This window comes from Streptomyces sp. RLA123 (assembly GCF_056270165.1).
Window position 1 is genome coordinate 3804623 of the sequence record NZ_JBWDOR010000003.1, and the last position, 14249, is coordinate 3818871.

Here is a 14249-nt window from a genome sequence, read left to right on the forward strand (position 1 = left end):
TGACAGGTCATCGGAAGCGACGGTTGTGCCACGCTTACGCCCGTGGATGAAGGAAACGGGGAGCCGGAGCCCGCCCCCGAGGCGGGATCGAACTCCGGCGAGGAGCAGTCCTCCGGCCGCGTGCCGGGCCAGCGGGAGCCGCTGGCCGACCGTCGTGAGGCCCCCGTACCGGGCAGCCGTCCGCCGGATGACCCGCCGACCGTCGAGATGCCCGCCACCGAGGCGCGGAAGCCGGCTCCGCCGGACACCGCGGACGCGCCCGTGTCCGACGCCGACCTCGTCGCGCGGGTGCGCGGCGGGGACGACAGCGCGTACGAGGAGCTGTACCGCCGCCATGCCGCCGCCGTACGCCGCTACGCGCGCGGCTGCTGCCGCGACACGCACACCGCCGAGGACCTGACCGGCGAGGTCTTCGCCCGCACGCTCCAGGCGATCCGCGGCGGCAGCGGTCCCGACGCGGCCGTGCGTGCCTATCTGCTGACCACGGTGCGCCGTGTCGCCGCGTCCTGGACGGGCAGCGCCAGGCGCGAGCAACTGGTCGACGACTTCGCGGTGTTCGCGGTGTCGGCGGCCGGTTCCGGCACCGCGGGCGACACCACGGACCTCGGCGCGGACGTACGCGCCATGCAGGTGGCCGAGCGGTCCCTGGCCATGCAGGCGTTCCGCACGCTGCCGGAGCGCTGGCAGGCGGTGCTGTGGCACACGGCGGTCGAGGAGGCGTCGCCCAGCCAGGTCGCGCCCCTGCTCGGACTGACCGCGAACGCGACGGCGGTGCTGGCCCACCGGGCGCGCGAGGGGCTGCGCCAGGCGTATCTCCAGGCCCATGTCTCCGCGTCGCTGACCACCGAGGGCTCCTGCGCCCAGTACGCCGACCGGCTGGGCGCCCACGCCCGCGGCGGCCTGCGGTTGCGGGCGGACCGGGAATTGCGCAAGCACCTGGAGGACTGCGCCAAGTGCCGCCTCGCGGCGGCGGAGTTGGCGGATGTGAACGCGGCGCTCAAGGGCCTGCTGCCGGTGGCGGTCATCGGGTGGTTCGCCGCCTCGTACGCCGCCAAGGCGGCCGGTGTCGCCGCCGTGGGAGCGGCGGTGGGCGCGGGAGCGGGTGCGGCGGCCGCGGGTGCCGCCGGCGGAGGTTCGGCGGCCGGCGCCGGCGTCGGTGGTGCCGCGGCGGCCGAGGGTGCCAGTCTGCCGCTGAAGATCGCCGTGGTGACGGGTGTCGTCGTCGCCGCGGCCGGGGTGGCCGTCGCGATCGCCCTGTCCGGCAACGACGCGCAGCCGCAGCCGCAGGCGCACAGGAGACCGTCGGCCGCCCCGGTGGTGCCGCGGCCCGCGCCGGCCCCCAGCCCCTCGAAGGCGTCGCCCGCGGCTCCCCCTCCGGCTTCACATCCGCCGCACAGGCAGGCCCCGGTCCCCACCCCGAAGCCGGCGGTCCAGCCGAGCGGCACCCCCGAAGTGACGCCCACACCCACCCCGACACCGACCGCGGCACCCGAGCCGACGCCCACCCCGACACCGACGCCCACGCCGCCCGCTTCCCCGACCCCCACGCCGCCCCCGGCGCCGGAGCCCCGGCTCTTCCCGCTCAACCGGCTGGGCTACGACGCCCGGGGTGTGTCGGACCGTCCCGTGATCCGCCTCGGCGACTGGATGTGGCAGCGCTGGAAGCTCGGCATCGACGGCACCTCCTACGCGGGCGGCGTCACCGTCGCCGCCCCGTCCGCGGTCACGATCCTGCTCAACCGCTCCTGCACCGCCTACGACGCGGTGGCCGGCATCGACGATCTCTCCCTGGGCCTCGGAGCCGCGCGTTTCTCCGTCTACGGCGACGGCACGCGGCTGTGGCGCTCCGAGGTGATCCACGGCGGTGAGCCGGGTATGCCCGTCCATGTGCCGATCGCGGGCTACAAGACGATCCGCCTGGTCGTCGAGCCGTCCCGCCGGCTGCACCTGGCGAACGTCGCCGACTGGGCGGCCGCCCGCCTCAGCTGCGTTTAGGAGGCCGGCACCTCGCAGGCCCCGTCGGCGCACGCGGCGGCGTCGCCCGCGACGGGGGCGGTACCCGTCTCCTGCGCCACCTGCTCCAGGACGCGCAGGAAAGTGGAGGTCTCCTGGCCGCCCTGGACAGCCCACTTGCCCTCGAAGACGAAGGTGGGAACGGCGCTGACGCCGATCACGCGGGCCTCGTCGATCTCGGCGAGCACCTCCTCGCGTCCCTCGTCGCCCGCGAGGAACGCGGCCGCCCGGCCACGGTCGAGCCCGGCCTCCGCGGCCAGCGACGCCAGGGTCTCGCGGTCGCCGACGTCGGCGCCCTCGGCGAAGTGCGCGACCAGCAGACGGTCCTTGAGCGCGGCCTGCACGGCCGGGCCGTAGACGGTAAGGGCGTGCCACAGCAGCCGGTGGCCGAGGAGGGTGTTGTTCTCGATGGCGCGGTCGAAGTCGAAGGCCAGGCCCTCGGCACGGCCGAGCTCCTCCAGCCGGGCATCCATGGCGGTCGCCTGCGGGCCGAAGCGCTCGCTCAGGTAGGCGCGGTGCGGCTCGGGGGTCTCGGCCTGGTCGGGGGAGAGCTGGAACGGCCGGTAGACCACCTCGACCTGAGCGGCCTGCGGGAACGCGGCCAGCGCACGCTCGAAACGGCGCTTGCCCACGTAGCACCAGGGGCAGGCGATATCGCTGTAGATCTCGACCTTCATGCGCACTCCATCGTCGGTTGAAAGCTCAAAGATGCAACGCGCCGCAGGAGTGCCGCAATCCCCGGCTAGGCCGCGATCGCCTCGGCCATCACCTCGTGCGCTCCCATGCCCCCCAGGTCGTGCCCCCGCGCGCGGATCGTCTCGTAGACGGCACCGCCCAGCGCCGCGCGGGCCGCCGCCTCGACGGCCCGGACGCCCTCCTCCTCCGGGACCGGACGCGGCAGCCCGGCCCGCAGTCCGTCCGCCGCTCCGTGCAGCAGGGCGGCGCGGGACGGGTCGCCGAGGGCCAGCAGCACCTCGGCGCCGTACTCGACCACGGCCGCCAGCCGGATCTCCGCGCAGTAGCCGCCGACACCCGCGCGGACCGCCGTCGCCAGCCCGGCCAGGGCACCGGCCGGATCGCCCTCGGCGGCCAGGATCCGCGCCGCGAGGCTCTCGCAGAGCAGCTCGAAGTCCGGTGGCGGGGTGCCGATGTTCCCCTCGCCCCGGGCCAGTTCGCTCAACTCCCGGGCGCGTGGCACGTCATCGCGGCGCAGCACGATCTGCGCCAGCAGCACCCGGATGTACGCGCGGGCGTCCCACACCCCGTACCGCTCCGCCTCCTCGGCCGCCTCGGCGAGCAACTCCTCGGCCCGCTCGTCGTCCCCGGAGCGGTACGCCAGCTCACCCATCCGGGAACGGACGAAAATGCCCTCCCCATGGGCGCCCAGTTCCGAGCCGAACCGCAGCGCCTCCTCCAGATCCGCCTGCGCGGCCTGGTAGTCGCCGTAGGCGAGGGCCATCTCGGCGCCGGCCTCGCACACCTGGGCGCTCATCCAGCGGTCGCCGATCCGCTCGCTGAGTTCCAGCAGCTCCGGCCAGTCGTCGTCGGCGTGGGCCAGGCCGCCCGGCAGGTCGATGGTGATGTGCGTACGGAACATCAGCGCGGCCGCCAGTTCCCAGTCGCCGCCGTACCGGCGGCAGCTCGCGACCATCGTGTCCGCGTGTTCCCGGATCCTGTCGTGGCGACCCACGATGTAGTCGGCGAACGGCCACAGCATGCCCGGGAAGCGCGCCGAGTGCGGGCTCGGCTCCTCGTAGGCGGCGATGACCCGGGACGCGAGCTCCAGCATCGCCGGACCCTGGATCACCTCGCGCGAGACCGTGTCGCTGACGACGAAGAGATGCAGCAGCCGCAGATTCATCCGCGGCCAGAAGTCGGGATGGTCACGGTCCTCGGGGAGATCGGTGACCTCCAGGAGCCGCTCGATCCAAGCCGCCGCCTCGTCGTGGTAGTTGCGCAGCCACCAGAACCAGCCCATGCCCAGCACGAGCGCGATCCCGTCGTCGTACTCACCCGCCACGATGGCGCGGTCCAGCGCGGCGCGGACATTGTCGAGGTCCGCCTCCACCCGCGCGGCCCACACGAGCTGGTCAGGACCGCGGATGCCGACGTCCGCGGCACGGGCGAACTCCAGCCAGTACGCGGTGTGCCGGGCGGCGGCCGCCGCCCGGTCGTCGGGGTCGGCTGCGGCGCGCTCGGCGGCGTACTCGTGGATGGTCTCCAGAAGCCGGTAGCGCACCTCGTCCGGACCGTGGTCCACCACGATCAGCGACTTGTCGGCCAGCTGCCCGATCAGCTCCAGCGCGTCCTCGCCGCACACCGCCTCGGCCGCCGGCAGCGTGCAGCCGCCCGCGAAGACGCTGAAGCGGCGCAGCGCGGTCCGTTCGGCGCCGCTGAGCAGGTCCCAGCTCCAGTCGACGACGGCCCGCAGCGTCTGCTGGCGCGGCAGTGCGGTGCGGCTGCCGCCGGTCAGCAGCCGGAAGCGGTCGTCGAGTCGGCCGGCGATCTGGCGCGGCGACAGCACCCGCAGTCGCGCGGCGGCCAGCTCGATCGCCAGCGGCAGGCCGTCCAAGCGGCGGCAGATCTCGTCCACGGCCTCCAGGTGGTCGCGGGAGGCGTCGAAGCCGGGACGCACCACCGCCGCGCGCTCCACGAACAACCGGCGCGCGGTCGGCAGCGGCAGCGGCTCCAGCGGGCGCACCGCCTCGCCCGGCAGACCCAGCGGCTCCCGGCTGGTGGCCAGCACCGTCACCCCCGGGCAGGCGGCCAGGAGCCGGTCGGTGAGCGCGGCGGCGGCCTCGACGACGTGCTCGCAGTTGTCCAGGATCAGCAGGAGGCGGCGCTGAGCGCAGAACTCCAGCAACCGCGCCGTCGGATCGGCGTCCGGAACACCGCGCACCTCGCGGGCCGCCGCCAGCACCGCCGTGTCGCGACGCCCGACCGCGCTCAGCACCGCGTCCGGCACGGCCGCGGGATGCTCCAGCGGTGCGAGCTCGGCCAGCCACACACCGTCCGGGTAGGCCTCGGCCGCCTCGACCGCCTGGGCGGCCTCCAGCGACAGCCGGGTCTTGCCCGAGCCGCCCGGGCCCGTCAGGGTCACCAGACGCCGCCGGCCGTCCATCAGGCTCCGGCGGAGCGCGACGAGTTCCGTCTCGCGGCCCACGAAACTGGTCAGGCGCGTCCGCAGGTTCCCCGCGCGGGGCGGCGCCGAGGCCGGCGCCGGTGTCGGCCCGGGCTCGGCGACGGTCAGCAACTCGGCGTGCAGTGCGCGCAGTTCGGGGCCCGGGTCGGTACCGAGGCGGTCGGCGAGCGTGCGCCGGGACTCCTCGTACGCCCCCAGCGCGTCCGCCGGGCGGCCCGTCGCGCGCAGCGCGCGGATCCACTGCGCCCTGAACGGCTCGTGCAGCGGATGCTCCGCCACCAGGCCGCGCACCTGCGGCAGCACCTCCGCCGCACGGCCCAGCGCCAGGGACGCCTCGATGCGGTGGTACGTCGCGGTCAGCCGCAACGCCCCCAACCGGGCCGCGGCCGCGCCCCGGTCCGGCAGATCCGCCAGCGCGGGGCCGCGCCACAGCGCGAGCGCCCGGCCGAGGATGTCCGCGGCGCCCTCGGCGTCGCCCGCGTCCAGCGCGGCAGCGCCCTCCCGGGCCAGGCGCTCGAACACGTTCAGGTCCACGTCCTCCGGGGACGCGATCACCAGGCGGTAGCCGCCCGGGCCCGACGCGATGGCCTCCTTGCCGTCCGCGAGGGCGCGGCGCAGCCGCGACACCAGCGCCTGCAGGGCGCCCGCCGCGTCCTGAGGCGGCTCGTCGCCCTCGCCGCCCCACACCTCCGCGATCAGCGCCTCCGCCGACACCGGGTGCGGGGCGCGCAGCGCCAGCGCGGCCAGCAGGGCCCGCAGACGCTTGCCGCTGCCCAGGGGCACGGGCGCGCCGCCGGCGCTTTGCGCCTCTGTGGCGCCGAGTATCAGGTACCGCACGTGGCCATTCTCTCGATCCGCCCCCGCTTTGGCTCCGCCGTTTACCGGGTGCGTCCCCGGCCCCTTCCGTAGTCTCCGCGCCCGATCCCCTGCGGGAGGTTTCAGACGGCATCGTGCTCGGGGAGCCGCCGGCGCAGCGCCATCGAAGTGCCCAGCCGTCGCCGCCGGCACACACCCCCACCGGCCGTCAGTCGCCCGACCCGCCCGGAGAGGGTGTGGCGGGGTACTCCCCCGGCCGAAGGCTGGGGGAGCACCCCGGCGCGGCACCGACCCCCTACGCACACAGCGCAGAGCGGTCACTTACCGCGCCGAGCTGGGGGCACCCCCGGCCGAAGGGTGAGGGAGGAGGGGGAAAACCAGGGGACAGACCACTCACCGGGTACGGGGCGCGTCCGGGTCGTCGGGGTCCCGCGGACCCAAGAGTTCGTCCGCCAGCGTGGGCAGGTCGTCCAGCGGCGTCTTCTCCGCCCAGGACGGCCTCGGCCGCCTCGGCTTCGCCTCCGCCTCGGGGACCGCGGGCAGCTCGCGCGTCCGCTCGTTCCCCTCTTCCGGACGGAAGAAGTCGGAGGGCACGCGCTCGTCCGGACGCACGGGAGGGATGACCGCCGTCTCGTCGTCCGCGCGGACGGGGCGCAGGACGGCGGTCTCCGCGACGTCCGGGTCCGCGGGGACAGGCCGCAGCACCGCCGTCTCCGCCTCGGCCGGCTCAGCCGGAGCCGCCGGCACCGACGGGAGTACGGCCGTCTCGTCGTCGGCCGCCGGCCCGGGCGTCGGGGTCTCGACGGTGAGCGTCGTGTCCTCGGCCGCGAGCCGCGCCTCCTCGGCCCGCAGGAGGGCCTCCTCGGCCTTGCGCTGGCGCTCGAGGCGCCGTTCCTCCGCCTCGGCACGGAGGCGGGCCTCCTCGTCGGCCTGGCGGCGACGGCGTTCCTGCTCCTCACGGAGGGTGTGCTCCTCGGCCTCGCGGCGGAGGCGCTCCTCCTCGGCGAGGCGGCGGGCCTCCTCCGCGCGGCGGCGCGCCTCTTCCGCGGCGGCCTCTTCGGCCTCGCGGCGGGCGGTCTCCTCGTCGAGGCGGCGGCGCTCCTCCTCTTCCTGGCGGAGCTTGTCCAGCTGGGCCTGGCGTTCGCGTTCGAGCCGCTCTTCCTCGGCCTTGCGGGCGGCCTCCTCCTCGGCGAGGCGGCGGGCCTCCTCCGCGGCGGCGCGGCGGGCCTCCTCGCGGGCCTCGATCTCCTTCTCCGACAGGGGGAGGATCTGGTCGAGCCGGTGGCGTATCACCGTGGTGACGGCCTCGGGCTCCTGCGCGGCGTCGATCACCAGGTAGCGGGCCGGGTCGGCGGCGGCGAGCGTGAGGAATCCCGCGCGGACCCGCTCGTGGAACTCCGCGGGCTCGGACTCCAGCCGGTCGGGCGCCTCGGTGAATCGCTCGCGGGCGGCCTCCGGGGAGACGTCGAGCAGCACGGTGAGGTGCGGGACCAGACCGTCCGTCGCCCAGCGCGAGATGCGGGCGATCTCGGTCGGGGCGAGGTCGCGTCCGGCGCCCTGGTAGGCGACGGAGGAGTCGATGTAGCGGTCGGAGAGGACCACGGCGCCGCGCTCCAGGGCGGGGCGCACCACGGTGTCGACGTGCTCGGCCCGGTCGGCGGCGTAGAGCAGGGCCTCGGCGCGGTGCGAGAGGCCGGCGCTGGAGACGTCCAGCAGGATCGACCGCAGGCGCTTTCCGACGGCCGTGGCGCCCGGCTCGCGGGTGACGACGACCTCGTGGCCCTTGGCGCGGATCCAGTCGGCGAGCGCCTCGACCTGGGTCGACTTGCCCGCCCCGTCCCCGCCCTCTACGGCGATGAAGAAGCCGGTGGGCGCGGGCGCCTGGGCCGGTTCGCCACCACGCAGCGCCTCGCGGAGGTCACGCCGCAGAGGGACGCCCTGGCGGTCGTCGGCCTTGCCGAGGACGAGGGCGGCGACAGGCAGCAGCAGCGCGCCGACGAGCATCAGCGTGTAGGCGGCGCCGCCGTGGTCGAAGGTGAAGTGGCCGCCCGCGACGCGGTGCGGGCCGATGCCGGCGGCGAGCAGGGGCGCGGCGATGACGCCGAGGGCCATGAGGAGCCGGGTGACGGCATGGAGGTGATCGATGGCCCGGCCCCGCCGGGACTCCTCGCACTCCTGCTCGATGAGGGTGTGGCCGGTGTTGGCGACGACGCCGGCCGCGACACCGGCGAGCAGGGCCAGCAGCAGCACGGTCGTCGCGTCCGGGACGATGCCGGCCAGCAGCAGCGCGAGGCCCGTGACGGCGACGGCGATCGCCAGCAGGCGGCGCCGGGACAGGCCCGGCAGGATGCGCGGGGCGAGGCGGATGCCGATGACCGGGCCCGCGGTGAGGGCGAGCACGAGCAGGCCGTAACCGACCGGGCCGCCGCCGAGGTCGGAGGCGTGCAGAGCGGCGAGGCCGACGGAGGCCGCGACGGCCCCGGCGACGGCGGCCGTGCCGAGGACGAGCACCGGGACGGCACCGGTGCGCCCGCGGTCCGCCAGCCGCAGCCCCTGCAGCGGGGAGTGGAACGGGGCGGTCCGGCCGCCGGGGAGCTCCAGGAAGTACACGACGGCGAGGGACGCGGCGAACAGCCCGCCGGCGACGTACGAGCCGAGGGCGACCTGGTGGAGGGAGAACCAGTCGACGCCGACCCCGAGGAGATTGCCGATCAGGGTGATGACGACGAGGGCCGCGGCGGCCAGCGGGAAGGCGACGAAACCGGTCCGCAGGTCGAGCCGGCGCAGCGCGTCGAGGTGGTCGGGCAGCGGCCGTACCGTTCCTGCGCCGGGCGCCGGCGCGGGCAGCAGCGCGGGGGCGGCGCCGTCCTTGGCGACGGTCCACAGTCGTTCGGCCACACCGGCGACGAAGACGGTGACGAGCAGCCAGGCGCCGGCGTCACCGGGCACCCAGGTGGTCCACAGCGGGGCCACGATGAGGAGGCCGACCCGCACGACGTCGGCGCCGATCATGGTCCAGCGCCGGTCGAGCGGCCCCTGCGGCCCGGTGAGGGCGCCCAGCGGGCCCAGCAGGACCGCGCCGAACAGCAGCGTGGCCAGCAGGCGGGCGCCGAAGACCGCGGCGACGGCGAAGGCGGCACCGCGGTAGCCGTCGCCGAAGGTCTGGGCGGCGACACAGGCCTGCACCGTCAGCACCACCAGCACCAGCAGGGCGAGACGGTCGGCGACGGCACCCGTCAGCTGCGCGCCCCACAGCTTGCGCAGCGGTGGGATCTTCAGCAACGCTCCGACCGCGCGTTCCCGCGAGTCGGCCGCGAGGTCGTCGGCGAACGTGTCCGTTGGCAGCTCGGATCGCGTCATCCCGCCAGCCTATCGGCAGCGGCCGCGGTCGTGACGGGCGCCCGTCACGACCGTTGAGAGGCCGTGACAACCGGCGGCGGGGCGGATTCCGCCGCCGCCGGTCTCCCTGGGGCTATTCCGCGGTCTTCTTCGCCGCGGCCGTCGTCTTCTTGGCGGCGGTTTTCTTGGCCGCGGTCTTCTTGGCGGCCGTCGTCGTCTTCGCGGCGGTCGTCTTCGCGGCGGTCGTCTTCTTCGCCGCGGGGGCCTTCTTCGCCGCGGGGGCCTTCTTCGCGGGGGCCTTCTTCGCCGTCTTCTTGGCGGGAGCCTTGGTCCGCTTCTCGGCGAGCAGCTCGTAACCGCGCTCGGGAGTGATCGTCTCGACGTCGTCGTCACGGCGCAGCGTGGCGTTGGTCTCGCCGTCGGTGACGTAGGGACCGAAGCGGCCGTCCTTGACGACGACGGGTCGCTCGCTGACCGGGTCGGTGCCCAGTTCCTTCAGCGGGGGCTTGGCGGCTGCGCGGCCCCGCGCCTTGGGCTGGGCGTAGATCGCGAGGGCTTCGTCGAGGGTGATCGTGAAGAGCTGGTCCTCGGTCTCCAGGGAGCGCGAGTCGGTGCCCTTCTTCAGATACGGGCCGTAGCGGCCGTTCTGCGCGGTGATCTCGACGCCCTCGGAGTCGGCGCCGACGACGCGCGGCAGCGACATGAGCTTGAGCGCGTCCGCCAGCGTCACCGTGTCCAGGGACATCGACTTGAAGAGGGAGGCGGTGCGCGGCTTGACCGCGTTCTTGCCGGTCTTCGGGGTGCCCTCGGGCAGGATCTCGGTGACGTAGGGGCCGTAGCGGCCGTCCTTGGCGACGATCTGCCGGCCGGTCTCCGGGTCGGCGCCGAGCTCGAAGTCGCCGCTGGGCTTGGCCAGCAGTTCTTCTGCGAGCTCGACGGTCAGCTCGTCCGGCGGCATCTCGTCGGGGACGTCGGCGCGCTGCCCGGTCTCGCCCTCGACCTCGCTGGGCTTCTCCACGTACGGGCCGTAGCGGCCCACGCGCAGCACGATGCCGTTGCCGACCGGGAAGGAGGAGACCTCGCGGGCGTCGATGGCGCCGAGGTCCTCGACGAGTTCCTTCAGGCCGCCGAGGTGGTCGCCGTCGCCGTTGCCCGCGTCGGCGGCGCCGCCGACGGCCTCGGGGGCGTCGCCCTCGCCGAAGTAGAAGCGGCGCAGCCACGGCACGGCCTGGGCCTCGCCGCGCGCGATGCGGTCGAGGTCGTCCTCCATCCGGGCGGTGAAGTCGTAGTCGACCAGCCGGCCGAAGTGCTTCTCCAGGAGGCCGACGACGGCGAACGAGAGGAAGGACGGCACCAGGGCCGTGCCCTTCTTGAACACATAGCCGCGGTCCAGGATGGTGCCGATGATCGAGGCGTAGGTCGACGGACGGCCGATCTCGCGCTCTTCCAGCTCCTTGACCAGCGAGGCCTCGGTGTAGCGGGCCGGCGGCTTGGTCGCGTGGCCGTCGGCGGTGACGTCCCGCGCGGTGAGGGCGTCGCCCTGCGTGACGGCGGGCAGCCGGCGCTCACTGCTGTCGAGCTCGGCGTTGGGGTCGTCGGCGCCCTCGACGTAGGCCTTCATGAAGCCGTGGAAGGTGATGATCTTGCCGGACGCGGAGAACTCGGCGTCGCGGCCGTCGCTGGAACGGCCGCCGACCTTGACGGTCACGGAGTGGCCGACCGCGTCCTTCATCTGGGAGGCGACGGTGCGCATCCAGATCAACTCGTACAGGCGGTACTGGTCGCCGGTCAGGCCGGTCTCGGCCGGGGTGCGGAAACGATCACCCGAGGGGCGGATCGCCTCGTGCGCCTCCTGGGCGTTCTTGACCTTGCCCGCGTAAACGCGCGGCTTGTCCGGCAGGTAGTCCGCGCCGTACAGCTGGGTGACCTGGGCGCGGGCGGCGGTGATCGCGGTCGCCGACAGCGTGGTGGAGTCCGTACGCATGTAGGTGATGAAGCCGTTCTCGTACAGCTTCTGGGCGACCTGCATGGTGGCCTTGGCGCCGAAGCCGAGCTTGCGGCTGGCCTCCTGCTGGAGGGTCGTGGTGCGGAAGGGCGCGTACGGCGAGCGGCGGTACGGCTTGGACTCGACCGAACGCACCGAGAAAGCGGCACCTTCCAGGGCGGCGGCGAGCGCGCGGGCGGCGGCCTCGTCCAGGTGGAGGACGCCGGAGCCCTCCCTGAGTCGTCCGGTCGACCCGAAATCGCGGCCCTGGGCGACACGCTTGCCGTCGACGGCACTGAGCTTGGCGCCGAAGGTGCCGGGGTCGGTGGCGTCACCGGTCCGGCCAGTGGCGAAGGTGGCCGACAGGTCCCAGTACTCGGCGGAGCGGAAGGCGATGCGCTCGCGCTCACGCTGGACGACGAGCCGGGTGGCGACGGACTGGACACGGCCGGCCGACAGGCGCGGCATGACCTTCTTCCACAGGACCGGCGAGACCTCGTAGCCGTAGAGGCGGTCGAGGATGCGGCGGGTCTCCTGGGCGTCGACGAGGGTCTGGTTCAGCTCGCGCGGGTTGCGGACGGCTTCCTGGATGGCGTCCTTGGTGATCTCGTGGAAGACCATCCGGCGGACCGGGACCTTGGGCTTGAGCACCTCTTGGAGGTGCCACGCGATGGCCTCGCCCTCGCGGTCCTCATCGGTGGCCAGCAGGAGTTCATCGGACTCCTTCAGCAGGTCCTTGAGCTTCTTGACCTGGGCCTTCTTGTCGGCGTTGACAACGTAGATCGGCTGGAACTCGCTGTCGACGTTGACGCCGAGCCGCGCCCACGGCTGGCCCTTGTACTCCGCCGGCACTTCGGCGGCCCCGTTCGGGAGGTCGCGGATGTGCCCGACGCTGGCCTCGACGACATAGCCAGGGCCGAGGTAGCCCTTGATCGTCTTCGCCTTGGCAGGCGACTCGACGATGACGAGTCGGCGGCCGCCGCCCTCTGCGGTGTCGCGGGTCGGGGACAACTTCGCTCTTCTCTCCGGGTCGAAGGTGGTCTCGCTGCGGAGTGTGACCGTACATCCCGGTCCCGTGTCAAACGGGAAAAGTCCGCAACGCCACTCGAACGGTAACCCGACAAGCGTCCTGTCCGCCGCACGGACTGCCAGTCATGCCCGCTTTGTCCAGCTCAGAGGGCCAGGAACAGCCAGACCTCGACAAGCAGCGAACCAATCCCGAAAAAACCGTCCACGGCCGTATCCAGTGTCCCGCCTCAAGGCCCAGCGTCCCGCCTCCCGGCGTCACCGGCCCGCCACGTGCGACGCGGGTGAACGTCCAGAGCAGGAGAGCGGCGCCGAAGAGCGCGAACACCGTTCCGGCGAAGGCCGCCGGCGCGATTTCCATGTCCATGATGTCCCCCGGGCCCCTGCGTCGCGCGGCGGCCGGGGGCCCGCCATCGCGCCCGGCGAACCGCACGCCGCGGATTCCCCGGGCCACCCGGCGGTGAACACCCCGCCGGGTGAACTGGCCGGATCCTTTCGCTCCCGTCCGCAGCCGCGCACTCCCCGGGCACTCCCCGGCGCCGCCCGCATCCCGCTCCGACGTCCTTGACGTGCCTGACAAGATGACGGAAACGCAGAACCGACACAGACCGTCTTCTCGTAGGGGGAGCCCGAAGATGTCCGACCCGAACAACCCGTACGGCCAGCCCAAGCAGGACGGTTACGGCTACCCGCAGCAGCCGCCGTCCGGCCCCAACCAGTACGGCCAGCAGCCCGGGTACGGGTATCCGCAGCAGGGCGGCTACCAGCAGCCCGGGTACGGCTACGCCCAGCAGGGCGGCTACACAGGCGACCCCAACGCGCCCTACGGCTACGATCCTTACGGCCGCCCGCTGTCGGACAAGTCCAAGGTCGTCGCCGGCGTACTGCAGTTGCTGCTGGGCGGTCTCGGCGTCGGCCGTTTCTACGTCGGCGACGTCGGCATAGGCATAGCCCAGCTCCTCACCTGCGGCGGGTTCGGCATCTGGTCGCTGATCGACGGCATCCTCTATCTGACGAGCAACGACCGCACCGACTCGCAGGGCCGTCTCCTGCGCAGCTGAGGACCGACGATGAGCTCGATGACGTTGCACCGCCTCAAGGCCGTGGCCGGACGACCGTCCGCGGCCGCGCTGGCGTCCCTCGCCGTCGGCGTCGTCGGCGCCGCCTATCTATGGGGCACCGACCCCCACGCACACGGCCACTGGCTGCCCCGATGCCCCTTCAACTGGATGACGGGGCTGCTCTGTCCGGGCTGCGGGGCGACGCGCATGGTCTACGACCTGATGCACGGGGACCTCACGGCGGCCTTCCACGACAACCGCCTTCTCCTCCTCGTGAGCCCGGTCGGCCTCTATCTCTACGGGCGGTGGGTGGTCGAGGGCCTGCGGGGGCGCGCGTACCACCCAAGGCTCCACCCGTACGGGCAGGTCGCCGTACTCGTCGTAGCCGTGGCCTGGGGCATCGTGCGCAACGCGGTCTGACAACGCCGTGATCACGTTATCGTGACGCCTGTTCGCCAGTGGGACTGTTGTGCGTATTGGATGCTTAGATGTGGGCCATCCGCGGCGGGGGACCGGGTCTGATGATGTGTGCGCTCCTGCCAGTACGTCCCCCGGCATGAGGAGCACGTTCCATGGCTACGCCCACCCCTGACGCCCCGTTCGGTTTCGCCGCGGACGGTCGACCGCTGTCCGATAAGTCCAAGGTGACCGCCGGTCTGCTGCAGCTGTTCCTGGGCGGTCTGGGCATCGGCCGCTTCTACACCGGCCACACCGGCATGGCCATCGGCCAGCTGGTCACCCTCGGCGGCTGCGGCATCTGGTCCCTGATCGACGCGATCCTCTTCTTCACCAGCAACGACCGCACCGACGCCAAGGGCCGCGTCCTGCGCGGCTGATCACCCCGCCGCCGTCCGGCCCGCGTCCGCCT

The 14249-nt window shown here is 73.6% G+C and carries 8 protein-coding genes; 4 read left to right on the top strand and 4 right to left on the bottom strand.

What is annotated here, in order from left to right; genetic code table 11:
* Positions 1 to 42 precede the first annotated feature (42 nt).
* Positions 43 to 1995, top strand: coding sequence for a sigma-70 family RNA polymerase sigma factor (locus tag RV983_RS17325; protein ID WP_475986675.1), 1953 nt, complete (start codon positions 43 to 45; stop codon positions 1993 to 1995).
* Here the strand turns inward: RV983_RS17325 and RV983_RS17330 are convergent.
* From RV983_RS17330 to topA, 4 genes are all read right to left on the bottom strand, one after another.
* A complete protein-coding gene (locus tag RV983_RS17330) occupies positions 1992 to 2690 on the bottom strand; it encodes a DsbA family oxidoreductase (protein ID WP_475986676.1) in 699 nt (232 codons plus the stop codon). The two genes, RV983_RS17325 and RV983_RS17330, sit on opposite strands and share 4 nt — an antisense overlap.
* A gap of 65 nt (positions 2691 to 2755) precedes the next feature.
* Positions 2756 to 5992, bottom strand: coding sequence for an AfsR/SARP family transcriptional regulator (locus RV983_RS17335; RefSeq protein ID WP_475986677.1), 3237 nt, complete (start codon positions 5990 to 5992; stop codon positions 2756 to 2758).
* A 372-nt stretch (positions 5993 to 6364) separates the two neighbouring features.
* Entirely contained in the window at positions 6365 to 9331 is a 2967-nt protein-coding gene (tmk, locus tag RV983_RS17340) for a dTMP kinase (RefSeq protein WP_475986678.1), read from the bottom strand.
* Positions 9332 to 9443: 112 nt separating this feature from the next.
* Positions 9444 to 12305, bottom strand: coding sequence for a type I DNA topoisomerase (gene topA / locus RV983_RS17345; RefSeq protein WP_475986679.1), 2862 nt, complete (start codon positions 12303 to 12305; stop codon positions 9444 to 9446).
* A 650-nt stretch (positions 12306 to 12955) separates the two neighbouring features.
* On the opposite strand from topA, the gene RV983_RS17350 reads away from it, so the two are divergent.
* From RV983_RS17350 to RV983_RS17360, 3 genes are all read left to right on the top strand, one after another.
* Positions 12956 to 13381, top strand: coding sequence for a TM2 domain-containing protein (locus RV983_RS17350; RefSeq protein ID WP_475986680.1), 426 nt, complete (start codon positions 12956 to 12958; stop codon positions 13379 to 13381).
* Positions 13382 to 13390: 9 nt separating this feature from the next.
* Positions 13391 to 13801 (top strand): DUF2752 domain-containing protein, encoded by a 411-nt coding sequence (locus RV983_RS17355; protein WP_475986681.1) that lies wholly within the window; start codon positions 13391 to 13393, stop codon positions 13799 to 13801.
* Positions 13802 to 13953: 152 nt separating this feature from the next.
* On the top strand, positions 13954 to 14217 hold the full coding sequence (locus RV983_RS17360) for a TM2 domain-containing protein (RefSeq protein ID WP_475986682.1): 264 nt from the start codon (positions 13954 to 13956) through the stop codon (positions 14215 to 14217).
* Positions 14218 to 14249: the final 32 nt, after the last annotated feature.

Excerpts from the sequence above, each read along its gene's own strand:
- RV983_RS17330 (WP_475986676.1), bottom strand. The coding sequence starts at position 2,690 with ATGAAGGTCGAGATCTACAGCGATATCGCCTGCCCCTGGTGCTACGTG.
- RV983_RS17360 (WP_475986682.1), top strand. The coding sequence starts at position 13,954 with ATGGCTACGCCCACCCCTGACGCCCCGTTCGGTTTCGCCGCGGACGGT.
- RV983_RS17350 (WP_475986680.1), top strand. The coding sequence starts at position 12,956 with ATGTCCGACCCGAACAACCCGTACGGCCAGCCCAAGCAGGACGGTTAC.
- tmk (WP_475986678.1), bottom strand. The coding sequence starts at position 9,331 with ATGACGCGATCCGAGCTGCCAACGGACACGTTCGCCGACGACCTCGCG.
- RV983_RS17355 (WP_475986681.1), top strand. The coding sequence starts at position 13,391 with ATGAGCTCGATGACGTTGCACCGCCTCAAGGCCGTGGCCGGACGACCG.